Source organism: Aromatoleum anaerobium, from assembly GCF_012910705.2.
GTDB lineage: Bacteria > Pseudomonadota > Gammaproteobacteria > Burkholderiales > Rhodocyclaceae > Aromatoleum > Aromatoleum anaerobium.
The window spans coordinates 301,380-326,878 of record NZ_WTVG02000040.1 but is presented as its reverse complement, the minus strand read 5'-3'; the positions used below and the strand labels follow the sequence as shown (position 1 = coordinate 326,878).

The window sequence follows — 25,499 nt, the reverse complement described above, 5'->3', positions numbered from 1 at the left end:
GCCTACTCGCCGTCAGTACGCGGCCACCCGTAGCGTCACCGCGTGGTACATGCGCTCGTACTACGGGACCGCGGGGGACGTCGGCGTCGCCGCCATGTTCTGCCGACGCGATCGCGTCGGCCATTTCGCCATCGATCGCGCGGCGCTGGCGGCGGGCTCGCCCGACGCGCTGTTCCGGCTTTTGGTCACAATGGCCATGTTCCAGCGGCGATCGGATGTCCAGATCATGCGCGTGCTCCGCGGGATCGCCCATGGAGACGCGCTCGAGTTGACTGACGCGACCCGGCTGCTCAGCCTCGCAAATGACAACTGCGAACTCGCGCGCACGCTCGACGCGCTCCTCAATCAGTGTGACCTCGGGAAGTGTCCGGAGACGAAGCGAGGCGTCTGCAGCCAGCGTCCCACGTCAACGTGTCACTTGAAGCGCCACACGGAGTTGCTCAAGCGTTACGGGCACTTCGGGAAGATGCCGACCTCGGCGACCCTGATGCTCAGCGCGCAGGGCGTCGCGGACTTACCCAGCCTGCGTACTCGCATATGGGAGCAGACAGCGGACCCGCATGCGCGAGCCCTCGCGCTTGAGGGAGCCATCTCGCGCGCCTGGCGCATCAGCGAGAAGATCGCCGCGATGTATCTCTCGGCCCTCACGAACCGAGATCTGTCCGGGGAACTGGCGCCGTGGGCCGACGGCGTGGACACCAATCACTTTGTTGTCGTCGACAGCAACGTCGACCTCTTCCTCAAGGCGATCGACTACCGCGGGCCAATGACCTACCGCGCGCGGAGGGCGTTCATCCAATCGCTCGCTGCACGTATCCACCTTGACGATCTCCACCCCGGCGTGCGTCGATACAACCCGCGCCTCGTCCAGCAGGCGCTCTACATGTTCATGAGCGAGAGCAACCGCCGCGCGAACGAAGCAGATTGCTGCCACGATGCGCCCGCATCCTGTAATCGCTGCCCGCGCGCGCTCGCGTCGCGTTGTAGCCTCAATGCCGCCGCTGACCGAGCGGCCGTCGCCGCCGCGGGGGCATCATGATGGACATCCAGCGTCACCTCCGTGAACGCTTCAGCGAACTGCGTGACGCGCGCCGAGGCTCAGTGTTCCTCGTGGAGCACGGGCTGAGCGCTGATGAACTCGACGAGTTGCAAGGCGGCGTACGCGCGAGCGTGCGATCTAACCCCATCGAGAGCGGCTGGTGGGACCAGAATGATCTCCCGCTGCTCGTCGCCGCGACAGAGGTGGGGTATCGCTACCGCGGTTCGGGCACCGACTTCTGGCCTCTGCTCGAGGACGAGTTGCAGGTTGAACTCCCAGCGCCGAGCCGCCAGCGGATCAAGGACCTCTTCGAGCACGCCACGGGGCGGATCAGGGGCGCTCGCCCGCCAGCCACGGCCTGGGCACACGCGTTTCACCTCATCGCGTGGCCGATCACGCACGCGCTCCTGCCGGTTGAGTTCCATCGGCCGTTCGCGATGACACTCGCGAACCTCCGCGTGAGTGTCGCCGAAGCAGATGACGGCACGCTCTACCACGCGATTTGCGCCGCGGCGCCGTTCCCGAGCGCGCGATTCGCCACGCTGCTCGGGGACATCGACCTGGTCGTGTCGCTCACGCGGTGCCTGCTCGGCCAGCGCGACGGGGAATTCAGCGCCGAGATCATTGAGAGGTTGTCCGACGATCTCGAGGCCGACGACGTCGCCCGTCGAGGTGTGGCCATCGCCCGAAGCATCCAGCGCGCCTCGCGAGCAGTTGAGGGGGCGCTCTTTGTACCGACCGTGGCTGAGATCCGGGGCACGCTCCAACTGCGGCGCGCAAACAGCGCGTTGATGCTGGAGGCGGTGTTCCCGCCGCTGGACCCTGGCACCGCCGCCCGCCTCCGCGTGTCCCTTCGGCGGAGGCGCTTCGCGCCGCGGCTCTGGGGGGTAACCACGCGCGTGCCGAGCGACCAGTTGCTGTCGGGCCTCCCCTTCGCGCTGAAGTTTGCGGCGTTGCCAGCGCCGGACACTCCCCTCTTCCCCGACATCCACCTGGAGGGGCTCGAGCCGCCGGACCTCGCGCTCCTGCACAGCTTTCAACTGCGGCTTGCCCCACCCCTGCTCTTCGCGGTGAGCGCCGACGGTGAGGTCGCGCGCCAGGTCCGAGGCAGCGATGTCACGGGGTATCGCAGGTACTGGTTGCTCCACCAACGGGGCGCGGGGCCCAGCGGTCTGCCAGTCGTCGGCGAGTTGGGGCCGCTATGCTGCCTGGAGGTCGATCCCGAGCGCGACGTTGGCGCGCAGGCACTCGCACACCTCGGCTACAAAGTGCGGTTCGGGGTGTCCGTGCGGTTCGCAGGGCCACCTCCAGTCAGACGGGAGGACGCTATCCCGGCGTTCGTTACAGGCGAGCATCGCGTGCTCGTGCAGCGCCGACTCTCTGATGAAGCCACGCTCAGGATCGACCTCAACGGGCACACCTCGGTCATGGGCGCGTCCGAGGTGGTGAGGGTTGTCGTCGGAGGTGGGGAGCAACTGCTCGAGGTCTCCAGCGGCTCCGACTCCCGTGGCTACCCATTCCGCGGCGTCGAGTCGGTACCGCCCCCCCTCGCTGCGGTCCGGGTCGCACTGCGCTCGGAGGAGCGGACTGTTGGCGCTCTCCTCGCAGGACGCCTCTGCTTTGTCGTAGATAGCTTCGCGCCGCTCGGCGGACTGCAACTGTCGGTGGAACTCGAGGCGGCTGGCAGGCGGTTTAGCGCCACCGGCGCGCTCGAGCCGCTCCCACAGACGGTCTCTGCGGAGCATCCGATTCTCCGTAAGCTCCTCGCAGAGGATGTCAGGGAAGTCGTTTCCAGTTCCGGCACGGCGACCCTGCGAGCGCGCGTCGGGCACCTCGCGGTCGCGTCGTGGGGGCTGGAGCAAACGTTGCGGCCGTGCTGGTGGGACTTCCGCGCAGGCACGACGCTGCTCAGCGAGGTGGGGGCCCTCCAGTTTGGGGTCATATGTGCAAATGACCCTGTCCGTGCGCCGGCAGAGCGACCGCCTGGTGACGATGCGCACCTGCTCGCGCCCGTCGGGTTGGATCAGGCTGAGTTCGGCGCGGCGGCGCCGTTCACATCCCTCTGCCTTGCGCCCGCCCGCGTGCAGTTGGCGTTGCCCTCAGTCAGAAAACCCGGCCTCGCGCGACGACGGCGCGGCGCGGGCTTGAGCGTCGGCCTTGAGGACCTCGTAGAGGCATACCTCCGCTGGGCTCTCGCCGAGACACGCAGCGCGGTCGGCGACCTCCGCCGTGGTCAGGTGAGCATGCTCCTCGACGCATGGGTGACTGAGCTCTGTTGCGGAGCGGAGTGGGCGCGGGCAGAGGAGACGCTGCCCCCTCGGAACTCCTGGGCGCTCCTCGACCGAGCGTGCGGCGAACTCGGGCTCGGGCACGACTCGTACCTCACGCTTACCGACGCGCAGGAGGTCAAGGTCAGGCGCCTCGCGATTGACGAGATCCGGCGCTCGATGCCCGGGCTGTGGTCTCGGGTCGGGCCGCCGTCGGAACTCGGCCCTGACGACTATGAGGCGCTCGATCGGGCCTTCGCGAGCGCATACTCAGCGCTCGCTGCGATATACCGTGCCCGCGGCGATGAGGAGTTGGCTGACCAGTTGGACGAAGCGGACCCAGGCGATGATCCGGCCCTATGGGATCAGGCGCTCGGGCGATCCCGGGAGGCGATCGAGTTGCGCGCGCTCGCGGCGATGCTCCTCCCCTCGAACTCCGCGCAGCACCTAATGAGACTCGACGTTGGGGATCTAACGGTGGACGAGGTCGCGGATGAACTCGCCGACTGGTCCAGGTCCTCCCGGACGGCGCTTGCAGGGACACCTCCCTCACGGGACACGCTGAGGGCAATCTACGCCTTATGGGTAGAGCCAGAACTGGCGTTGACCGCTGACTGGCGCAGTTCGCTAGACACCCTCCTGGCGGAGCGCGCGGTCGCGCGAGCGACGCGATATCTGGCGGTCAAGGCCAGGGACGCTCGTCGAGGGGCAACATGAGCCGCAACGCGTACGCCGACATGTGCGTGCATCTCCAGGCGCTTCGCCGGCGCGTAGAGGAGGTCAGGACTCCCCTCGCGCCCGCGCTCGGGGTGGCTGGCTCGATCTACACGCACCAGGTGGCGAACGTCCTCCGAGTGCTTACGGACGTGCGTGTCCGACATCTGCTGGCGGACGAGGTGGGTCTGGGGAAGACCGTCCAGGCGCTCATGATCCTCAACGCGCTGCGCCGGCAGCGTCGCGATCTCCGCGCGTTGATCGTGGTCCCTGACCGGCTGGTCCATCAGTGGCGCGACGAGTTGATGACCCGCGCACACACGGCGCCGTTCGAGACGCACACGCCCGGCGAGGGGCAGTACGTCCGGCTCGCCTGGGAGGAGCAGTTGCGGAAGAAGGGCTCGGATGGAGAGCCGCTCCTGGCGCTCGGAGACATCGACCCCACACAATACCAAGTCCTCATCGTTGACGAATTGCACAGGCTGCGCGCCGACCTCCAAGATCGGATCGTCCGCGTCTCTGCAGAATTTGACCACGTCCTCATCCTGACCGCGACGCCGTCGTTTCAGCGCCCCGAGCGCCACGCACAGCTCTTCGCCCTGCTGGAGCCCGAGCGCACCGCCCGCGCGCGCTGGGTGGTGTCCCAGACGGGCGCCGCACGTGAGCACAGCCTCGCCGCCACGGATGAACTTTCGCGCTGGCCTGAATGGGCCGCGCGGGAGGTAGTCGACGCGCTGCTAGCGCGGGATCGCGACGCGGCAGTAGCCGCAAGCGCCGATGACTACGTGGCCACAGCCATGGCGCTGTGCGCCTATCGCCGCGTGATCCGAACACGCCGCGTCGACTACAGCGGCGTCCTACCGCGGCGACGGCACCACGCAATCGTCGTGGAGCCGCTTGGGGCCGAGGCCGACCGCCAGGCGCTGATGTGGCGCTACTTCGCGCACCTCAATAATCTCAGCACGCGGTTCGATCCGATCCTCCTCGCCAAGCGGGTCATCCTTAGTCCTCCGTCCCTAGAACAGCGTGTCGACTTCTTCCGACGAAGAGGTCACGAGCGAGATGAACTCCTCGAGCAGGTCAAGCCGCTCGTTCACCGGAGCAATGGCGACTCCCGCCTCGACGCGCTGGTCGATCTGCTCGCGACGATCTGGGCGCGCTCGTTGGGCGAACGAGTCCTGGTTGCCGCGCAGGATAACCTCACGGTCGACTATCTCTTCGAGTTAGTCCAGGCTCGGCTACCCGAGATTGGACCCCTCGACTCGCGCATTCCCCTAGTCGCTGCGCGGGTGCGACAGGGGATGGCCACCGACGCTGTCGACGATCTAGGCGGATTCGGCAATGAGACGAGCGAGAACCTCGAGGCGTTCACGCGCGGTGAGGCCCAGGTCCTGTTCGCGCCGGAGGCTGCGCAGGTCGGTCTGAACCTCCAGTGCGCCCGTGTGCTGGTCCTTTACAGCGTCCCCTGGCGGCCCGAGGAGGTTGAACAATGGATTGGGCGACTTGACCGGATCGGCAACATCGCTGCGTTTTCCGACAAGGAGGAGGCCCACACCATAGACGTCTACACCATCGCACAGCATGGCCTCGTGGACGAGAAGGTCGTGACCGTGCTGCAACGGTTCCACGTGTTCGAGCGCAGCGTGAACCTGGACGGCGCTCACCTCGGGGAGGTGGCGCAACTCATCGAGGACGCGGCGCTACGCCCTGACATTGTGAACTGGCGGGACTTGGAAGACCGCACCGAGGCGATGGCCGCGGAGGACGCGGTGCAGGAACTGGATTCCGCCTTGCGGCGATACCTCCCGTGGGACGTCAGTTGGGCGACCGCGCAGCGAGCGCGGCTGGCCTCGATGGCCCCAGTCGGCCCGGTCCTCTGTGATCTCAAGGAGCACGCGGCCACCGGGCCCAAGGCGTGGGACCGGTGCGTCGAGCCGATTTTCAAGTTGCTCGCAAAGGCGGGGGACTATCACGTGCGATGGAACACTGATCCCGAGTCGGGGACCCGCTTTCGCACGCTCTGGTACCGGTTTGGTGAGCGCGAGATGTACGGACACAGACCGGTGACGGCGAAGGTCGTGTTCAATTTCGGCGAGGATCCGGCGCACGCGAGGAGCCCGAAGCACGCTCACGCGTTCATCACGCGGCGCGGCGATATTGGGAACCCGCCGCGACTCGAGGTCACGCTGACGCTTGAGGGCGAGCGTGTCCGGCGACAGCTACGGTTCGCAAACTTTGGCAACGCGCTCCATGACGAACTTGTCGACCGTTGGGCTCAGCCGCTAGCGGAGTCTTGTGCACTTGGGGTGATGTACTTCAATGATCACGCCTTGTGGAGGTACGTTGAGCCTGGTTGGTTCTTGCTTCGGATGACGTTCTTGGACCCGGCCGAGGTGCTCGCACCGGAGCGTGTGCTAGAGGAGACCATCCACGCGGTCGCGGGCGCTGTCACACGCTCGCCGGTGGAGCAACTCCAGAACTTGGTGGCTCCGTTCACGAGCGCGGCCGTATGTTCGATTGAGGCTGACGTACGCTGGCTGCGGGCAATCCTGACCGCGACCGCGGAGACCACCGCGCACATGCGCACGGCCCAAGGCTGGCAAGCCGTACCGGCGGACGTCGTCGCGGCGCTGGTGGACCCGACCGCGCACGGCCGCGAGGGGCTCCCCCGCGCGATGCCAGCGACCGACCCCGCAGGAATCGCTGACGCAGAGCGCGAACTGGCGCGCCTGCGGTCGAGCGATCTTTCTGGCAAGGACGTCTGGAGCCCATACCTGCCAGTGCTCCGTGCCGCACTGAGAGCACGCGCGCGCGTTATCGTCGAGGAGGCGAGAGACGCGGCCGAGCTCGCGGAACGGGAGTTGGCACGAGCCGAGGCTGCGCTCGCCGACGCGGCGGAGCGCGGAAACCGAGCGCAGATTACCCGCGCGGAGAACCTCTGCGACGCGGCCTTCGATGTAGCGAGGATGACCGAAGTCTATTGGCGGGAGCGAGAGGCGTGGCTCCTCGCTACCGAGGAAGCGCTCGGCGCGCTGCGCCCTCACGAGTTGCTTCGCGCCATCATCCATGCACGGGTGCCTACCTAAGTAGTGACCATAGATCCGGGGCATCCTCAGCGGCCTGCCAGCGCCACGGTCCAGAGGGCACCCCGATGATGTTCATTGCCGCTTGGAACTGAGCGGGCAGCGGCCAGGTTACGCGCACTTCACCGTGTGCACGTTGGGCGACCTCGGCAGTGCCGACCGCCTTCGACCTTGCAAGGAGAGCCCACCGCCACTCATCGTCATCGAAGAGATCGAGTGCCCTGCGCTCGTCTCCGTCAACCGAGACAAGCGTGGGCAACCATCTGTCGTCTCCGTGCCCCCTGCGGTAAGCGCACCACACCCCGTTTGGAGGCTGTTCTCCCCAGCGGCCCTCGACGCCGGCGGCAGTGTGACGGCCGAAGAAACTCCCCGCAGCGCCTACAACCGCGCGGAGTTCCGCGTCCGGGCCGAGCAGAAGCCCTTCCTCGATGATCGCCGAGACGAGACGCTCCCAGAATCGCGCGAGGTCCCACTGATCACCACGCACCGCGTCCCCCTCCCGGCGCGCGACGTGCCGGAGGAAGCCGGGGGGGTGGAGCCATTCCTCTAATGACACCTGCCGCCACCCTACCGCGTCGAGGGTCGCCGCCGCCTCCTCGCTATCGAGAGTGACCCGGACGGCTACGTCGTCGGGTGGGAGCGCGGCTACCGGGGAGAGAACCGCCGGCACCGCCAGAGTCCCCAGCAACACCGCGCTCCCGCCTCCCACCGCGATCCAGCGAGGCTCCGCTGGCGCGATGAACAACTCATGCCCGATCGCCACCTCTGCGCACTCGCCAAGCGCCACGAGCCGTTCCAGCACCTCCGGTACTCTGTCGACGGGCACATCGCCTGCTCGAAGCTGCTCTCGGGCATGTCTCAACAGCGCCCTCCGCGGGCTAAGCCCCCACCGGCCCATCGCGTCCCGTAGAAGTTGTGCGATAGCTCGAGCGCTCGGATTACCGTTCAAATCGACATAGCCGAGTTCGCGTGCGAACTCGGCCCTTGTGAGCGTCTCAACAGTCATTGCTCCGCCTCCGCCGCGGCCTGGGCCGTGACGATGGCCTCCCGGCACTCGTCGCCGTGGACGATGGCGATCAACAGCACCTTCGCGCGGGTGCAGGAGACGTAGAGGTCCTCGCGTCGAAAGAGGCGACTGAAGCCACCCAGGTCATAGAGGAGCACAACGTCTGCCTCTAGCCCCTTGAACGATCGCGCTGTCGTAACAAGGACACCGCCGCCAAGACGCCACTCCTCTGCGGAAATGACGAGCGGGACACCATCGACATCCGCTAGGTCGGCGAGGCTCCCATTCTCTTTGGCGGCAGGGCCGATCACCGCGATCTGATTGGGGGCTACGTCTTCACGCCCGAGCAACGAACGGAGTTCTTGAAGGATGAGGCCCTTCTGCTGACGTTCAGACCCGGCGCGTAGCACGCGGAGTGCGCCGCCGACTGGCGCTCGAGGGAAGATGTGCGCGGTGAGCGCGAGCACAGAGGCGCTCGCAACTGCGATCTTGCGGGTGTTACGGCAGTTGATGGTGAGTTTGAACCGAGCAGCAAATTCGACCTCGGGCCACTGCACCTGTCCACGGAGAGACTGGTTCGGGTCCAGGAACGCGTAAAGCGGTCCGTCAGGGCGGGACAACAGCGACTGCGTCAGCGCGTACCACCAGCCGAGACAGAAGTCCTGTGCTTCGTCCACAACGATGGAGTCGAAGGATGTCGCGCACCCCTCCAGGTCGAGACTGAGGACGGCCTGCTCCATCAGGTCGGGAACCTCGTCGTTCCAGAATGCGTCGGTCTTGGGTCCCCCCGCGGCAGGTTCGAAGGCAATCCCCGCATCGGCGGCAAGTTCGGCCGCGAGGGCGTGAAAGTGCTTCACAACGATGCGCTCACGGAAGGCGGCGGTCGTCGGATCCGACTCCACCTGCCCCCGGAGCCATGTGGCCAGTTCCTTGTTGTAGCAGACAAAGAGCGTTCGCTTGCCCTCGCGCGCGAACGCCAACGCGCGGTGCAAGGCGAGGAACGTCTTACCAGAGCCGGCGACGCCCTCGACAAGGACGCGGTCCTGAACATAGAGCCCCTCGAATACCTGCGCCTGCGTCTCCGTCAGTTCAAGGAGGCGATCTGATGCCTTGGAAATATCGGGCCCCACCGGCCGAAACAGCCGGAACTTCGGCATGAGGCAGTCGTTGAGGAGCGTTCGATATTGCTCGGCGCTTAGCCGCCGCCCGCCGCACGTCCACGCCGCGTACGCCGTCTCGATCGCATGCTCCATTGCAGCGAGGTGGCGGCGCGAGATGATGATCGCCTTGTCCGCGTGGGGTGGCGGTGCGCCGGTGTAGTCCAGGTGGGGAAACACGACGGCGTAGCCGTGAGCGAGATCCTCTCTGCGGACCTTTCCGCCTGACCGTTCTCGGATGATTTCGAGGAGCGCGTGCATGTTCCGCTGCGCCTGCTTGAATGGGTCCTTGAACTCCTTCCGGCCGCTCGCGCTGTCTCGAAACCACCGATATCCATCATGTTGCACTTCGCCGCCCTTCACCTCGAGCACGAGGACGCCTCGTTCGGGGTGGACCACGACGAAGTCAGCCTCACCTTCCGCCAGCGCGTCCTCCCGCCACGGTCGGAGCCACGGATAGGAGTGCAGCACAAAATAGTCGACGCCCAACTGATCTCGCAGTGCGATGTAAACGGGCTCCTCCGATGTATGTTCAAGCTGAGCCGGGTCAACGTCCGGGAGTATGCGCGCCATCAGGCACCTCCCAGACGCTGGAACTGACCACCGACGAAGACGCCGAACGCGCGGCCGACGACGACTACATCGTCAGCGCGTGGAGCCTCCGAGCGCGGCGCGACGTGCGAGAAGTACAGGATGTGAACCTTGTCGCCGCGAAGAGAGGGGAGGCCGAAGGTCCACCTCGCGTTCGTCGCGTTAAACGCGACAGTCTTGCTAACGAGGAGCCGAGGGATTCGATCCTTCCCGACCGCGAAGTCGGAGGGGGGGCAGGGCGTGAACACCACCCAGGCGTCCATCCCGAGTTCCCCCTTGCCCATCCGCTCAAGCGTTTGTCGCGAGAGGCGGACGACGAAGGCGCCCGCAAGCGCGTCGGGAATCTCGACGTACGCCAGCGGCTCAGGTGGAGACTCGCCCCCCAGCGCAGACGGGTCCACCACCGGGCAGCCACCTACTGCCTCCGGCAGAAAGGACGGGAGCGAGAGCCCGGTGTTCTCGGACGCCAACGCCCCCGCCGCCATCTTCACCGCCGCGGGGAGCGCCCGGTCGACCAACAACTGATCGATGACGACATGCAGCCCGCTCTCCGTGACCCGCGTTCGTCCGCATGCTGACCCCGCCTCTCCGCGCGTCATCGGGTGTCCAAGCGCGACCACGCGATTGGCGAAACTAGGGAGTTTAAGGGCGCCATCGAGCGCGATGACGTCGTATCCAGCCTCCTCGAGGTCGACCTGGAGCGCGCGCAACAGGCGACGGTCATCCTCCGCCGCGATTGTCGGGCGCTCACCGAAGACGACGTGGCGGATGAAGGCGGCGCCCAACTTGCGGTCAAGGTACTTGTGGTCCCACTTGTTCTTGTAACTGCGCAGGCACTCGTAGCAGGCGTGGGTGCAACTGCATGACTCGAGCCGCTCGAGCGCGGACTCGAAGAGACGCCTAGGGTTATAGGCCGCCGCCCGCACGAACCCGGCGCCTCCGGGCGTAAGATCGTACAGGTACACCTCAACGTGGCGCCCAGTGCGACCACCGCTCGTCATCGCGACCCGAAACTCTGCGCCGATGTCCGACTCCTCAATGTCGAGCAGTTTGGTAGCCGCGGACGCCAGGGCCTCTGCTACCGTCGTCAGGACGATCTTGGCGACCGTGGAACCCGGAGGGAGCGTGACCGCTCCGCCGAGTTGGAACCGAAACAGCGCGATGTCCGTCACGAACTCGTTTCCGAGGACGACGATCGACGGGGTGCCGTTGCAACTCGCGCCGTGCGGATGGTGATCGGGGTTGGGACGCGGGTGGCCGCCCTGTCGGAACTTGCCGGCCTCCCAGCCGTTCGGCTCGGCGCGGCCGCAACGAGGACAGTAGAGGAACCCAGGCTTCATCTGGTCCCGCGAACCGGTGTTGGTCAGCACAAGTCGCTGCTTCGCGGTCCAAACCTCGTACCCCGCTCCGTTCGCCGCTTGTGCTGCCGATGCAGGCGGGCCGCTGTCCGTGAAAGGAGCGCTGAGTTTCGCGCGGGTCGGGCGAGTGGGGCTGGGGCTGTCCTCGAGCGGGAGTTCTGCGTCGAGTTCGACCGGGTGAGCGAACCCGGGGGGCCGGAACCAGCGGGTGCCGACTCCGAGAGAACCCGCGGTGCCGCAAGCAGGACAGTCCAATACCTGGCCGACGTAGTGCTCGTCGCTCCGCTGCTCGACGCGCGCGTATCCACAGTGGTCGCACTCAAAGTAGACCTTCATGCCGAACCACGCCTGCCAACAGTCGCGGCGGTTGAACGGCGTCCAGATCGCAAACGAGTAGTGGCGCTCTCCGTTTACCCACACCTCACGCCCAGGCGCGTAACTCGACAGCGCCTGGTTCAGCCCGAGTTGCGGTGAGTATCGGATCACAGCCTTCCGCTCAGTACTCGCGTTCCGGTCGAACACGTGGAAGGTCACCACATCGGTGGGGAAGGCGTACCTTGGGAGTACACCACGATCGAAGAGTCGGTCGAGCAACTTCTCCGGGGCGAGCCCACCTTCAGGTGCTTCCTCCGCTCGCTCTTCTTTGGTGCCGTTGGCCGCCTCACCGACGTCCGGCGTACTCGGCGCGTCGAAGTCGATCGCGTCTCCCCAGTCCATCATTAGCCCGCCTCGCGCGGCGGCTGCCTCTTCACCGCCGCCTTCAGCGACGAGTTCGTCGACGGCCGGCGACAGCGCTGCCTCCACGTCCGTCCCCTCCACTGGGCCAGCGCCGACTTCACGCAGGGCGGAGAGTAGCCGCGCAGGGAGAGAATCTATGAAGGTGGACTCCACCGCCAGGACTGGGGCAGGGACCACCTCGCTCAACGCACCATGAACAGCCACAGCGTGCTCTTCAAGCCACCGCTCGAGTCCGCCGTACGAGAAGCCCGAAGCGTTTCCCTGGCGAAAGTCGCGGAGCATTCCGAGGCTCTCGAACACATTGGCGCTCACGCTGTCGTCGTGGGGGTCCGCGATAGCGTCCATCTGGAACATGCTCATCACGAGGGCGAAGCAGTGGCGCCTCACAATCTCGACGTTGTCGAGGTTGAGGGCTGGGTCGGGCACTGGCCCGCTCACCATCGCCGCTGGACTCGAGTAGAATTCTTGGTCGTGGCTGTCGGCGCCGCAGTAGGTGACGACGGTTGACAGCGCAGAGCCTCGGCGTCCGGCCCGCCCAGCCCGTTGTTGATAGTTCGCGCGGCCAGGCGGCACATTTCTCAACGCCACCGCGGTGAGGCTACCGATGTCGATACCGACCTCCATCGTGGTCGTGCAGGAGAGGACATCGATCGGCCCGTCTTTTCGCCCCTCCGGCCCCTCGACGTCAAGATCCTGGAAGCGCATCTCGTGCCACTCAGCCCTCGCGACGGCGGCGCTGTTGCTGCTGTCGTTGAGCGCAGCAGAGTGCTCGGCCGCTACGTACGGGTGAGGTGCGAAGCCGGGCTCCGCCTCCAGCCGCTCCGTGTAACGACGGAAGTGCCCCTTGCGCGATCGGAACACCGGATCGCACGACGGGTCGAGCGCACGCGTCGTCCCGCCGCACGCGCGCTGCCCGAGCCGGACCCTGCAGCGGTCACCGGCAAGCGGGTTATAGGGCTGCGCCGTGGTGCAGGTGTCGCAGCGACGCCATTGGACCCCATCAGTTGCGACCCGAACCTTCGAGGCCCGGAGGATAAAGCCGTTGGCGGTCGGGTTTGCGCCGAACGTCTTGGTAAGGAAACTCGCCCAGGGCGTCGGGCTCGCGGCGCTCGACTTCAGATTGGCATTGAACCACTTGGTCCCCACAATGCCTTGCGCAAACGTCGGGAACGTGGCCTTGGTCCGGTTGATCTTCGCTCCTGTCGGCGCGTCAAGCCAGTCGCTCGGTGTCGTCGGGAGGAAGAGCGCGTGACTGAGCACCGCGTCGTATACCCAGAGATCCAGCAACGCGAGGCGCCGCTGCTCGTCGGACATGTCAGCCGGACCTGGAGGCGCGGGCAATTTGTTCAGCGCCGCCAGATCGGCTTGATCCAGCAGAGCTTGGATGGCCCCGAGCCCAAGTGCGCTCAGGCCCGTGTGTGGGTCCTTGAGTACGGGATAAAGCGCGAGCATCAGCGCCTTGTTTGTGCGCTGCGTGTTCAACTCAGCAGAGCGCTCGAAGAGCGCCTTCTCGGTGACGGCAGGAACGCTCCCGAGCAATTCCTTGAAGAGTTGCAGGTCCTCCTCGAAGAGATGTGCCTGCGCCGGTCGTAGCGTGACCCCGCGGAGCGCGCAGCCCGTGAGGAGCGCAGCATACGAATGCACCAGCGTCACAGGTGCTCCGAACCTGCGCTCCAATTCCGCCAGACCGTCGAGGATGAGCGGGCGTACCGCGTCGCGCATCGAATATTGCTGGAGTTTGCCCGCGAGCCGCGACGCAGCCTGCCGTCCGTCTGAGAAGATCAGCGCCTTGCGCCCCTTCAGCGGCGTGGCTACGCCAGATCGCGGAGGCTGCTCAAGCAACTGCGATGAAACAATCTCCTGGAAGGGCTCATCGCCCTTCGTCACGTGGTCCATGATGTACTTGCCCGGCGAACTGCAGCGGGGGCAACTGTGGAACTCTCCTGGCGGAGTGTCCTTCTGACCGACGGCCGGGAGCCAGATCTCTCTCGCTGCCTTGCTCCCCGAGCCGACGCGGCCAGAGATCGGGTCCAAGTACTCGAAGCGCGTTCCAGATCCGGCGGGCGGCTCCTCAAGCGCGAGGAACACTGGCTGGACCACGCCGTCGACGTCATCAACCTCGCCAACGTCCTCAGCCCAAAGATAGTCGGGCGCGTCAGGGTCGAACGAGTACGCCTTGAAGAACGCGGCCCCGCAGGAACGGCACGTCTGTACCTCGAAGACACGCGCGCCGCAGTCGCAGGTCCTGCGCGGCTGGGCATAGAGCGCACCCGTCGGCGGCAGATTTGCCCCCCAGTTCTCGCGGCGCTCCTCGGGGACGCACGAGCAATGGGGATCCGAGCACGCCCAGAGCCCCGGCAGCCCACGGAAGAACGCGTGCGCCCGCGCCGCTAGGAGGGGCGCACTGTCGTCTTTCTCCTTCGCGAGTGACGCGAGTTCGACGAGGCTGTTCGTCGCCGCACGGGCCAACTCCGGTGCGACGTCCGGGAAGAGTCGCGACGCGAGCGCGGAGGCGTCCTGCGCGGGGCCAACGCCTGCAGGATCGCGCTCGTCGTCCTCTTCGGCGGTCGCCCCGCTCGTGAGGTTGACCAACCGTCCCGCGACGGGGAGTTGGCTGAGCATCGCGTGCAGCGCGCGCCCCACGGAATCTGCACGGTCCGTGGCAGGATAGTCACTCAGCAGCGACTCGACGGTCGCGCTCGAGTCCGCCAAGCGGAGGGCCGGGAGCACCGCCGCAAGACGCGATGTCAGATCTCCCTCGTGGACACGGCCAAGGTCCACCCCAGCGAACGCCTCTGCGACGGCGGCGTCTCCCGCGCCCGACGGTTTGGCGGCTCGCTTCGTGCCGGTGAGGACATCGAACGCACCCTCGGGCTTTCCCGCGAGATCGGCCGCAAAGCGCTTCGCCGCGTCCGGGTTCGAGAACGACGCGCTCGTGCAGATCACCTGTAGTTGCTCCAGCGGGAGCTCGAGCCTGTTGCGGAGGCGCCGGATGAGCATCGCCACCTCCGTCCCCTGGGCGCCACGGTAGAGATGCGCCTCGTCGAGGATGAGGAGCAGCCGCTGGTCAGGGTTGTCCTTGTAGTACGCGGCGGTTGTCCGGAAGATGTCACGCTCGATCGGCCGCAGGAGCATGTACTCCAGCATCGAGTAGTTGGTGACCAGAAGGTCGGGCACACCCTCCTGCGCTTCGTGCCGCAGGAACAACTCGGGGTCCTCGTTGCGCTCCACGGTGCGGACCCAGTTGCCCTGGCTATCCTTCCACTTGCCTTTACCGAGCCACCCGCTGACCCCGTCCTCCTTGTCGGGGCTGGACGACGGTTTGGAGGGCCACTTGCCACGGCGCCGGAGTTCCGCGATGAGGTCGCGGGTCGCTGGCTCCAACGCGGCGCGGTCTTCGAGTTTTGTGAAGAACTCGATCGGCTGCTTCAACCTGGACCAGTGCGCTGCCGTGTCGTCCCTCCGGCGCCCCGGGTAGAGGGTGCGGCCGGTGTAGCGGGCGAACTTCATCGGCCGCCCGGCGCGATCGGTGAACCACCGCGAGACCTCGTTGCCACCGAAGAGCACTCGGAGGCGGCCAAGTTGGTCGTTGACTAGCGCGTTCATGGGATACAGCAGCAGCGCGCGCACGGCACGCGTCGAGAATGACGGGCGGGTCGCCGCCTCCGCCGCGAGTCGACCTAGTATCGGGAGGAGAAAGGTCTCAGTCTTACCTGACCCGGTGCCGGTCGTAACGACGAGGTCTCGGTGCGACGGCGCTAGTGCCAACTCCAGCGCGTCGGCCTGGTGGTCGTACGGCGGGTCGAACACCACCCCGCGCTTGCCGAGGCATATGAGCAGTTCCTTAACCTCATGCGGGATCGAAAGGGTCGCGTACTGGCGAGATGCCGCGTACCGAGCGGTGCTCTCAATATACGGCGTCTGCGCGATCGCGCCCCGGCGGACCAGTAGGTCATCACGTAGGTCGACCAGCGCCGGGTGAGAGACATGGTAGGTCGAGGTGATGTAGGTGCGCAGCGCTGCGGCGTATTGATCTAGCTCCACATACATGGCGCTCTCCTGAAATTTTCGATCCGACGGACATAGCGCGCACCCTCTTGCGCCGAGGTCGCGCGAACTTAGACTGCCCTGGTCAGCACCAAGACATGGAGCCCATAGATCCGAATAGCATGCATTAATCCGGCACCCGCGGCCGTGATCAAATTTACGGGGTGATGCAGAAACGTCTCACTCGGTGCAACTGAGACCTTCGGATAGATTCTCGTGGCGACGTCCTGGATATGCGTCAGACGCTCCCAGCCATCAATATGGGCAAAAGGCAACTCCAGATTTCAATCTCTGCTTGAGACGGAGATCTGCTGCACACAGGCCGGGTACCGGCCGCCGCGGGGCTTACCCCGCTTGATCCCTAAATACATTGCCTGCAGTCCTCCGCCCAGCGCGTCGATTTCAATGTCCGGTGTTGCGTCTTCAGGCGTACCACAAAGCGGTCTTCGTGGGCGTGGCCCTTGGTCTCTTTCAGCTTCACTTCGTCGTTATCCACGGTACTGAGTAGAGCCGTATCGAGGTTGATCAGATCGCGCGAGGTCAGATGTTCACACTCGAAAACGTCTACGATATCGGCCGCGGAGTACAGGACCTGCCCGCCACGCTTCTGCATCCCGTTTCCCTTGTCATTTGCATGGAAACGGAATTGTATTGATATGGTGGCTCAGTCGGTGAGCCTCTCACGCGGATCTCAGCGCTTCCTGCAACTGTCCGAGAATTCCGTCACGCAGTGAGATGGGCGCGAGCACCTTCACCGCGGGCACGTGACGGAGGATGTCCATCATAAGTTCGGTGGGATTACTGAAGGGCACGCGCAGCCGGTATGTCCCGTCTTCGGCGAAGCGCCCCTCTTGCAGGGGGTGCCAGGTTTCGCGGCTGACCCAGCGGGCTCGCTCGGGCGTGAATTCGAGCTCCGCCCACTGGACGCCTTTGCCCGAAAAGATGTCGTAGCCCGCGTCGAGCGTCTGGCGGATGTCCTCGTCGGGCACTTCGTGAGCCGGGTTGGTGCTGAGCTTGACGTCCTTGATGGCATCCAATGCGAAGCTGCGAAGCTCGTCCCGAAGGTGGCACCACGCGTCGAGGTACCAGGTCTCGCGGTAGAACGTCAGCCGCTGAGGTGAGACTTCGCGCTGCAAGGACTCGTTTCTCGCGCGGTTGTGGTGCTGCACCACGATCCGCCGACGTTGCAACACCGCTGCCGCGATGGGTGCGAAGTGCTTGGTGTCGTGTGCGCGGGCTGCCTGCCGGTGGAAGCGGATGCGCTTCTCAACTTCGGCGGGAGAGATGTCGCCGCGGTCGAGCAGCATGCGAAGCCGGGACAGCAGCGGCTCGACGTGGGGGGCGAGGAGGCCGGGCTCGAGGTTCTTCAGGAGCTGCTGCATCGTGAGCAGCGCGTAGACCTCGGAGGCGTTGAACCAGAGCGCGGGAAGTTCGTAGCGAGGGCCGGTGCTCGCCACGTCGAAGCGGTAGCCGCGGGCCTCGCGGTCCCAGACGATCGGTGCGTTCAGACGCTCTCGCAGATACTCCAGGTCCCGCTTGAACGTCGGCAGCGAGATCTCGAGGTCGTCCAGGAACATCCGAAGCGGCACGACACCGCGCTCGTTGAGAAGGCGATCGATGCGGTACAGGCGCTCCGTGCGGTCCATGAGACTCGAGTGAGATGGGTTTCAGGCCGCATAGTCATTTGGCAACGGCAGGGCGTCAAGGGGCCCGTCCGAAGCCCCTCTCAGCCGGCCTTCGTGGCCGAGTTGTGCCGGTTCAATACCATTACCTGTGGTTCGTCCGAACTGGGTCTCGGCGACTGGAAGTCGCCATACAAGCATGGTCTCCGCGTTCACACGAGTTCCCCGACCTCGCGGTACAGGCGCGTCAGGACTTCCCGCATCTCGTGCGTGAGGTAGCACCAGCCGGCATCGGCAATGTCGTCGGGAATCCCGAACAGGGCCTCGGCGACGCCACCGGCGATGGCGGCCACCGTGTCACTGTCGCCGCCGATCGAGATCGCATTACGGATGGCGTCTTCGAAGTCCTTCGCATCGAGGGCGCACACGAACGCCTGCGGCACGGTTTCCTGGCAGGTCTCGTTGAAGCGGTAAGTGCGGCGGATCTCGTCGACGGTTCGCTCGAGGTCGTAACCGAAACGCTCCGTGATCGCGACCTTGATGTTGTGTGGCGTCACCCGCCGCTTGGCAAGGAAGATCGCCAGGGCGGTCGCTTCCGCACCCTTGAGCCCCTCCGGATGATCATGGGTGACGCGCGTTACGGCCCGCGCAAGCTCGATGGCATGATCGACGGAGGTGGCGAGCAGACCCGCCGGGGCTACCCGCATGGCCGCGCCGTAGCTGCCATAAGGGCCCATCTCCTCGGACGCGAGCCAGAGCGCAAAGCGTTGCCCCCAGCCGCCGTTGTCCCAGTAGCGCCGGCCCCAGTCCTTGAAGGCCACGGCCGGGTCGCGCTCATTCACCAGCGCGTCGGCGACCGCGATGGTGCATACGATGTCGTCGGTGAACTTCGCGCGATGATGAAAGACGGGCGAGAAGTCCTTCGCCCGGTAGTTGTCGAACTCGGGGGCGCGGAACATCGGCGCGGCGTGTCTGTGCTGTAACGGAAGGCGGCATGCCAGGCCTGAGGCGCCGAGCCCGGAGGCGTACAGGGCTTTCGTGCAGCGGCGGGTGGGGCAGGGGCGGTGGCACTGCCGGTCCGTCGCGGCGTTGATCCAGGCCGATACTGAGTCAGCGGCGATAGGGGGGAAACGGCTCAGATCCCGGAGGTTTTCCGAAATGCGCTTCGGTAAACGCGGTCGGGGGCAAGCCTCGGCCGAGCAGGTGCCCCTGCACGAGGTCGCAGCCCATATCACGCAGGAGTTCGCACTGCGTCTCAGTCTCGACGCCTTCGACGATGACTTCCAGATCCAGTTTGTGTGCGATCGAGACGATCCCGCGGACGATCGCGGCGTCGACGCCAACGTTGGCGAGGTCGGTGACGAAGCTGCGGTCGACCTTGAGGATGTCGACGGGCAGGTGCTTCAGGTAGCTGAGCGAAGCGTAGCCGGTGCCGAAGTCGTCGATCGCGAGGCGAACGCCCAGGCGTTTGAGGCGGTGGAGGTTGTCGATCGCGGCGCTTTGAGGATCCAGCCATACGCTTTCGGTGATCTCGACGACGAGGTCGTCGGCCGGCAGGCCGAAGCGGTTGAGCGCGGTGGCGACCTTGTCGGCGATGCCGCTATCCTGCAACTGGTCGGCGGAGAAGTTGACGGCGACCCGCAAAGAGTGACCGACGTCGCGCCACGCCTTTAACGTGAAAGAGCCCACATCCGAGACGAGCGCGCGCCTGACCGCTGAAGGTCATGGGGTGGAAGGGCGGGTGAATCAGGCGGCTGCGCGAATGAAGCCGAAGCGAGTCAGAGCCTTGATCCAGCGTGGAGCGTTGCGTTGAACGGAAAGCGCCTCATAGTCGGTGGCTGAATCCCGGTAGTGTTCGCCACGTTTGAGCATGAAGTAGATGGTGCGCAGAATCTTGTGTGCCAAGGCGACGATGGCGCGTTTGTGGCCGCGGCGAACGATGAGCGACTGGAACTTCGACTGCAAGGCCGATTTGGTGCGGCTGGCGGCATGAGCGAACTCGCAGAGCAGGCGTCGGACATAGAGGTTGCCCTTGCGAACGCGTCCGGATTTGCGCTTGCCCGCCGACTCATTGTTGCCCGGGCAGATGCCGACCCAGGACGTCAGCCGATCCGCGCAGCCGAATGCCTCCATATCGGTGCCAATTTCCACCAGCAGCATGGCTGCGCCGATCAGATCGACGCCGGGCAGGGTTTGCAGCAAGGCGAGCGCGTTTCGTTCGTCCTGCAGTCCATCCAGAAGTCGCGCATCGAAGCGCGCAATGCGCGCCTCGATCTCCTCGACATGGTGCATCAGTTCATCGAGCACGAAGCGATGGCTGTCGGTCAGTTCCCCCTGCAAGGCATCGAAGATTTCCTCGCGACTGGCCTTGAGTCGCCGACTGGCGAACTTCAGCACCTCGTTCGGCGAGTGCCCTTCGATGATGGCCTTGACCATGGCGCGTGCCGACTGACCATGCAGATCGCTCACCACCACGCCCAGGCGGATGCCGCCGTCGGTCAGCACCTTGTGCAGGCGGTTCTTCTCGGAGGCCAGCAGACCCACCAGTTTCTGCCGCTGCCGCGAAATCAGACGCAACTCACGCAGCCGTGCCGGCGGCACGAACGAACCGCGCAGCAATCCGGCACGCGAGAGCGTCGCCAACCATTGCGCATCGCCGACATCGGTCTTGCGTCCGGGAACATTCTTGACGTGCCGGGCATTGACCACTTGCCCACGGATGCCCACCGCTTCCAGTGCGGCATACGGGCTCTTCCAGTAGATGCCCGTGCTCTCCATCACCACCTGATCGGGAGCAAGCGATGCCGCCCAGTCGGCCAGTGCGCGCCGATCGCGTTTGAACGCACCGAATTGCCGCTGTTCGATACGCGTCGTGCCGTCGGCCTCTTCGAGGATCGCGCAGGCCGTAATTTGCGCCTGATGCACATCCAGTCCGATGACTCGTTTGTGTAGCGCTACCAGTTCCATGCCATCTCCCGTCGAATTACACTCAACAGTGGAAGGGGGCGGGTGCCAGAACTGAAAGTGCCTGAAGGCGACAAGTCGCCGACGGCCTGTTTAACGTGCGCTCTCTATGGAAGCAATCCGGGGTACGAGTCAGTTCGGCGGGTCACGTTAGCTTGCGGGGTCGAGCCGCCAAAAAATTGCGCGACCTCTTCCCGCCTCCTTCCACCCCGAATTCTCTTTCATCATCAGGGGTGGCGGCCATCGCAATCACCGTTAGCTGGGCGCACGCGCTCTCGAGCACCCAAGCGCCGATCGGCCCGATGAGACCGGCTTCCTCTGCAATCGGGATGAACCTGTCCGGGCCGATCAGGCCGCGCGACGGGTGCTGCCAACGCACAAGCGCCTCGACGGCGACCATGCGGCCGGTCGCCGCCTCCATCTCGGGCTGGTAGTGGAGCACGAGCTCGCCGTGACCGATGGCGTGGTGCAGGTCGCTTTCGAGCCGTAGGTGCTCGCGGGCGCTCCCCTCCATTGCAGCTTCATAGAACGCGCGTCGGTGGCTCGAGCGCTTCGCGCGGTACATGGCGGCCTCAGCATGGCGGAGCAGAGCGTCGGCGTCCTCGCCGTCGCTTGGATGGACAGCGATTCCGATGCTGGCCCTGACGAAGATGTCGTAGCCATCGAGCACATAGGGCTTTGCGAGCTCGATCGTGATCGTCCCAGCGACCGATGCGACGGTGGGAGCGGAGACATTTTCGAGCATGACGGCAAACTTGTCGCCGCCGAGGCGCGCGACCTCGACGCCGGCACCGACCGCACGCTCGAGTCGGCGACTGGCTGCTCGCAGCAGGCGATCGCCCATGTCGTGACCGAGGGTGTCGTTGACGAACTTGAAGCGGTCGAGGTCGAGCAACAGCACGGCGAGCCCCGGTGAAGCGTTCCTGGCGGGGACAAGCCGGGCCTGCAACATCGTTTCGAAGCGGGTGCGGTTCGGCAGACCGGTGAGCGAATCGGTGTAGGCGAGGTGGCGGACATGGCGCTCGGCGCGGCTCGCTTCGAGGGCGCGGTGCACGCGTTGCACGACGACGTGGGGGTGCAGCGGTTCAGTGACGTAGTCGCTCGCACCAACGGCGAAGGCTCGCTCGATCTGCTGCTCGTCGAGTGACGTAATCATGATTACCGGCAGTTCCCCGCACTGCGGTAGTTCCTTGAGCCGCCTGCAGGTAGTGAAGCCGTCGATGCAGGGACTCGCCGCGTCGAGTAGCAGGAGGTGGGGGCGTGTGTGCGCGATGCGCCCGATCGTCGATGCTCCGCTGTCGGCCTCGTCGACGACGAAGCCGTTCAGTTCCAGTGCGTCGCGCAGCGCCACGCGGGCGCTGGGGTCGTCGTGGACGATGAGCACGCGCGCACTCGTTGGATCCTTCGGTTCATGCGCACCGTCACTCCGGTCGCCGTCAAGCAGCGCGCCTGTCAGTTCGCCCGGATCGTCGGTGTCCTCGCGGGGAAGCTTGGCTCTCGTATGCATGGCATCTCTCCATCGTGTCTTTCTCTTCTCGTTTGCTGATGACCTGCTGGCTTGGCCCTGCGGGCCTTTGGCGCCGAATGTCGAAGCCGCGACGGGAGCCCGAGGGCGACCGTGAGCAACGACTGCGAGGAGGACGTACGCTGCGGGCGGCAAGCGCCCCGCATTCATGCGTCGAAACGATGAGGCGCCGACGGGATGAGTAACCTGTTCAGGGTTGCGCACAGCGAACTCGGCCGAGCAACAGCCGATGACGATTCAAGGGTTCGCAACGCGCAACAAATGGCGAGTGCCTGGGGCGATGAGGTCGAGCGGCGCAGTGCGCGACTCAACGAAAGCAAGACGGCAGCGAGAAGGACGGGCATGCAGGGCGATTGTGGCAGCCCTGCGCCTATGGAAAGAGCACAGTGTCGTTGCGACGGTTCAAAATGTACGCTCGAGCGACCCCCTCTGCAAGCGCTTCGCGGCATCTCGGCCTGCAGCGCCGAACGAGGTTTTCTGTTGTCGGAATCCGCTGCGTCCGGGGCGAATCGCTCCGGCCCGCTCATGGATGATCGATCGCCTTGCAGCCTCTTGATTGGCTGCCTGTCGGCGCGGTGCGACTCGGCGAGCAGGAAGCGACCCGCGGGCGACGTGCACAGACAGGGGCTCTGCCCCTCGCGCTGTAGCCAGTTCCCCCGGCGGACTGTCCAGGAGGGAAAGAAGGTATCGACGACGGGGCGGTGTGAGAAGAACGTCGGCGTAACCGCTCGTCCCAGGGGGCGATGTCGTGAGACAAGCAGCGATCCCCCTACGCTAGCTGCCGAGGAGAAATCTCGAGACGATGTCTGCGTCGGGAGGCGTGGGAACACCGGGCCCCAGGCCCGAAGGCCGTTCCGGTTGCAGGGGCTGACCGGATGCCGCGCGAGCCGGTGGCAAGCGCTCCTTCAAAGCGTAGTCGCGCCCAACTGCCAGCGCAATTCAGGCAAGCGAAACGAGGAACCGGAACTGTTCGAGCCGCCTCAAGAACGGGCACCCGCGACGATTCTCGCGTCCGTCGGCCGGTGGCGGTGTCGACGTGGAGGGCTCAGCGATCATCTGCCGATTACCTTCACGATTCGGGAGGGATAAGGTGGTGCGCCCCATCCGGCCGACGAGGATATTATGATGTCGCCCAACAAGGCTCGCCAGGACGGGTTCCGGCGGACCCTTCGTCGCGCAGCCTAATCGGCAGCCCTGCGAGAGTTCATCAGCGGTACCGCCCGCGGCGATGAGAAGGTAGGCATCTCCACCGGGCAAACGAGGCGTTGCTCGTCGTTGACGGGGCGGGACCAGTATCCGGATAAGTTGCGTCGACATGGCTCTCGTTTGCCCATCCCCGCGAACGGGGCGTGCCGGACGGCGCGAATCAGATGGTTGATGCGCGGGGCTGCATTGAAATTAACGCGTCCCGGGCAGTTTCCTGCCGACGTAGGTTTTGGCGTAACTTCGAACGTTGCGGCCGGAATCATCCGTGGTTATGCGGGAACACCCTGCTGCATCATGAGTGGGTTAGCGGCAAGACTGGGAACTGATGCCCCCTGGCTCACAACGGTCGTCCGTCTTCGCTAATAGGCGGGCCATCATACGAGGAGGACATCGGCGTTCGTCCGGAGCCAGGCCTCCGCAGGTGCAGAAGGCATCCGGAAAAGAAAAACCCGCCTTGCGGCGGGTTCATCTTTTTTGCCGTCACCTCAATCCCGGGAATCGAAGCGACGTCAAATAACGTTGGTTGCGGGGGCAGGATTTGAACCTGCGACCTTCGGGTTATGAGAACGAAAGAAAGCATATTTCCCTATGTTGAATGAGATGCACGAGAAGGCATAGAACAGAGCAAAAACAATGAAATAGCACATTTCGACGTTGATACAGATTGAGCCGTGTTCTAGAATACCGCTTACAAAGTGCTTACATGGAAGGCCCGATGTAAGCGCCAGACGGAGACCGAGAACATGGCACGCATCAAACTGACCGCCGGCTGCATTCGTGACTTCACATGCCCGTCCGGCAAAGCCCAATCCTTCCTGTGGGACACCGGAGCGCCCGGCCTCGCCGTGCGTGCCACGCCGGGAAGCACGAACCGAGACGACAGCAAGGGGAAGGCGTACATCTTCCAAGGCAAGCTGAACGGTAAGGACATCCGCGCAACGATTGGCGACGTTCGCTCATGGAACCTCGACGACGCCCGCGCCGAAGCGCGCCGCCTGCAAACGCTGATTGACCAGGGCACCGACCCGCGCCAAGAGAAGGCCGAACGCATCGCCGCGACCGAGGCCAAGCGCGAAGATGCCCGCCGCACGGCCGCGCCTGCGCTGGAAGCATGGAACGCCTACCTTGAGGCCCGCACCCCCCGGTGGAGCGCCCGCAACCTGTTGGACCATCAGCGCCTATCGGCCGAAGGCGGAGAGCCGAAAACCCGAGGCCGAAAATCCATCAAGGACACGAAGAAGCAGCCCGGCATCCTGCGCCCGCTGCTGGTGCTTCCTCTGGCGCAACTGAGCGCGGAGCGGGTGCGCGCATGGCTGGCGGATGAAGCCGCCAAGCGCCCGACGCAAGCCCGTATCGCATTCGGCAACCTGCGGACCTTCCTCAACTGGTGCGCTGACCGGCCGGAGTACGCCAAGGAAGTGCAGCCCGACGCATGCGCCGCCCGCGTGGCACGCGAGCAACTGCCGAAGAAGGCCGCCAAGGACGATTGCCTGCAACGCGAAATGCTGCGCCCGTGGTTCGAGCAGATGCGCGCCATCAGCAACCCGGTACATTCCGCCTACCTGCAAGCCCTGCTGCTGACCGGAGCGCGCCGGGAAGAGCTGGCCGGCCTGCGGTGGGATGATGTCGATTTTCAATGGCGAAGCATGACCATTCGGGACAAGGTGGAGGGCGAGCGCGTCATTCCGCTTACGCCCTATGTCGCCGGCCTGCTGCGCGACCTGAAGGCACGCAACGACACCCCGCCGCCGGAGTACCGCATTCTGCACGGCAAGCGCATCGCCAATGACCTCGACGCATGGGAGGCTTCGCCTTGGGTATTCAGCAGCAAAACGTCCGCATCCGGCCGACTGCAAGAGCCGCGCATCCCGCATAACAAGGCACTGGCCGCCGCCGGCCTGCCGGAGCTGACGTTGCACGGCCTGCGCCGTTCCTTCGGCACTTTGGCGGAATGGGTGGAATGCCCGGCCGGCATCAGCGCGCAAATCATGGGGCATAAGCCGAGCGCCATCGCGGAGAAGCACTACCGCCGCCGGCCGCTCGACCTGCTGCGCCAGTGGCACACGAAGATTGAAGGCTGGATTCTGGAACAGGCCGGTATCGAGCAGCCGACCGAGCAAGAGGCCGCGCCCGCGCTGCGCGTAGTGGCCTGACGAGCAATGCCGCGCCTACCTCGACGGAG

The 25,499-nt window shown here is 65.3% G+C and carries 14 protein-coding genes; 4 read left to right on the top strand and 10 right to left on the bottom strand.

From position 1 onward, the window contains the following. Positions 1–49 precede the first annotated feature (49 nt). Genes GO606_RS17045 through GO606_RS17035 form a run of 3 tightly spaced genes read left to right on the top strand, consistent with a single transcriptional unit; the run spans position 50 to position 7,106 of the window. Entirely contained in the window at positions 50–1,039 is a 990-nt protein-coding gene (locus tag GO606_RS17045; protein WP_169119275.1) for a hypothetical protein, read from the top strand. Beyond that, positions 1,036–4,023 carry a hypothetical protein gene (locus GO606_RS17040; RefSeq protein ID WP_169119274.1) on the top strand — a complete coding sequence of 996 codons (2,988 nt, stop codon included), beginning with the start codon at positions 1,036–1,038 and terminating at the stop codon, positions 4,021–4,023. Before GO606_RS17045 ends, GO606_RS17040 begins: the two co-directional genes overlap by 4 nt. Next, complete coding sequence (locus GO606_RS17035; protein ID WP_169119273.1) at positions 4,020–7,106, top strand: DEAD/DEAH box helicase; 3,087 nt, start codon at positions 4,020–4,022, stop codon at positions 7,104–7,106. Before GO606_RS17040 ends, GO606_RS17035 begins: the two co-directional genes overlap by 4 nt. On the opposite strand, the gene GO606_RS17030 is transcribed toward GO606_RS17035, so the two are convergent. The 10 genes from GO606_RS17030 to GO606_RS21970 all read right to left on the bottom strand — a co-directional run bounded on the left by GO606_RS17030 (position 7,099) and on the right by GO606_RS21970 (position 23,580). Beyond that, complete coding sequence (locus tag GO606_RS17030; RefSeq protein WP_169119272.1) at positions 7,099–8,109, bottom strand: hypothetical protein; 1,011 nt, start codon at positions 8,107–8,109, stop codon at positions 7,099–7,101. The genes GO606_RS17035 and GO606_RS17030 overlap by 8 nt on opposite strands. After that, positions 8,106–9,839 (bottom strand): NERD domain-containing protein, encoded by a 1,734-nt coding sequence (locus GO606_RS17025; RefSeq protein WP_169119271.1) that lies wholly within the window; start codon positions 9,837–9,839, stop codon positions 8,106–8,108. The genes GO606_RS17030 and GO606_RS17025 overlap by 4 nt, the downstream gene beginning before the upstream one ends. Continuing rightward, entirely contained in the window at positions 9,839–16,003 is a 6,165-nt protein-coding gene (locus GO606_RS17020; protein WP_169119270.1) for a DEAD/DEAH box helicase, read from the bottom strand. Before GO606_RS17020 ends, GO606_RS17025 begins: the two co-directional genes overlap by 1 nt. 358 nt (positions 16,004–16,361) lie before the next feature. Beyond that, complete coding sequence (locus tag GO606_RS17015) at positions 16,362–16,613, bottom strand: hypothetical protein (RefSeq protein ID WP_169119269.1); 252 nt, start codon at positions 16,611–16,613, stop codon at positions 16,362–16,364. A gap of 67 nt (positions 16,614–16,680) precedes the next feature. Then, positions 16,681–17,646: a helix-turn-helix transcriptional regulator gene (locus GO606_RS17010; protein WP_169119268.1), complete on the bottom strand. Its 966-nt coding sequence runs from the start codon at positions 17,644–17,646 to the stop codon at positions 16,681–16,683. Positions 17,647–17,834: 188 nt separating this feature from the next. Beyond that, positions 17,835–18,581: an ADP-ribosylglycohydrolase family protein gene (locus tag GO606_RS17005; protein ID WP_169119267.1), complete on the bottom strand. Its 747-nt coding sequence runs from the start codon at positions 18,579–18,581 to the stop codon at positions 17,835–17,837. A gap of 151 nt (positions 18,582–18,732) precedes the next feature. Then, positions 18,733–19,311 carry an EAL domain-containing protein gene (locus GO606_RS17000; RefSeq protein WP_281503928.1) on the bottom strand — a complete coding sequence of 193 codons (579 nt, stop codon included), beginning with the start codon at positions 19,309–19,311 and terminating at the stop codon, positions 18,733–18,735. Between the two features lie 57 nt (positions 19,312–19,368). Further along, entirely contained in the window at positions 19,369–20,589 is a 1,221-nt protein-coding gene (locus GO606_RS16995) for an IS110 family RNA-guided transposase (protein WP_246979205.1), read from the bottom strand. Between the two features lie 142 nt (positions 20,590–20,731). Continuing rightward, the gene (locus GO606_RS16990) at positions 20,732–22,093 is read right to left on the bottom strand and encodes a putative bifunctional diguanylate cyclase/phosphodiesterase (RefSeq protein ID WP_169118148.1); all 1,362 of its coding nucleotides are present in this window, start codon (positions 22,091–22,093) and stop codon (positions 20,732–20,734) included. Between the two features lie 1,199 nt (positions 22,094–23,292). Beyond that, entirely contained in the window at positions 23,293–23,580 is a 288-nt protein-coding gene (locus GO606_RS21970; RefSeq protein ID WP_169118147.1) for a type II toxin-antitoxin system YoeB family toxin, read from the bottom strand. A 480-nt stretch (positions 23,581–24,060) separates the two neighbouring features. On the opposite strand from GO606_RS21970, the gene GO606_RS16980 reads away from it, so the two are divergent. Next, positions 24,061–25,470 carry a tyrosine-type recombinase/integrase gene (locus GO606_RS16980; RefSeq protein WP_169118146.1) on the top strand — a complete coding sequence of 470 codons (1,410 nt, stop codon included), beginning with the start codon at positions 24,061–24,063 and terminating at the stop codon, positions 25,468–25,470. The last annotated feature ends 29 nt before the right edge of the window (positions 25,471–25,499 follow it).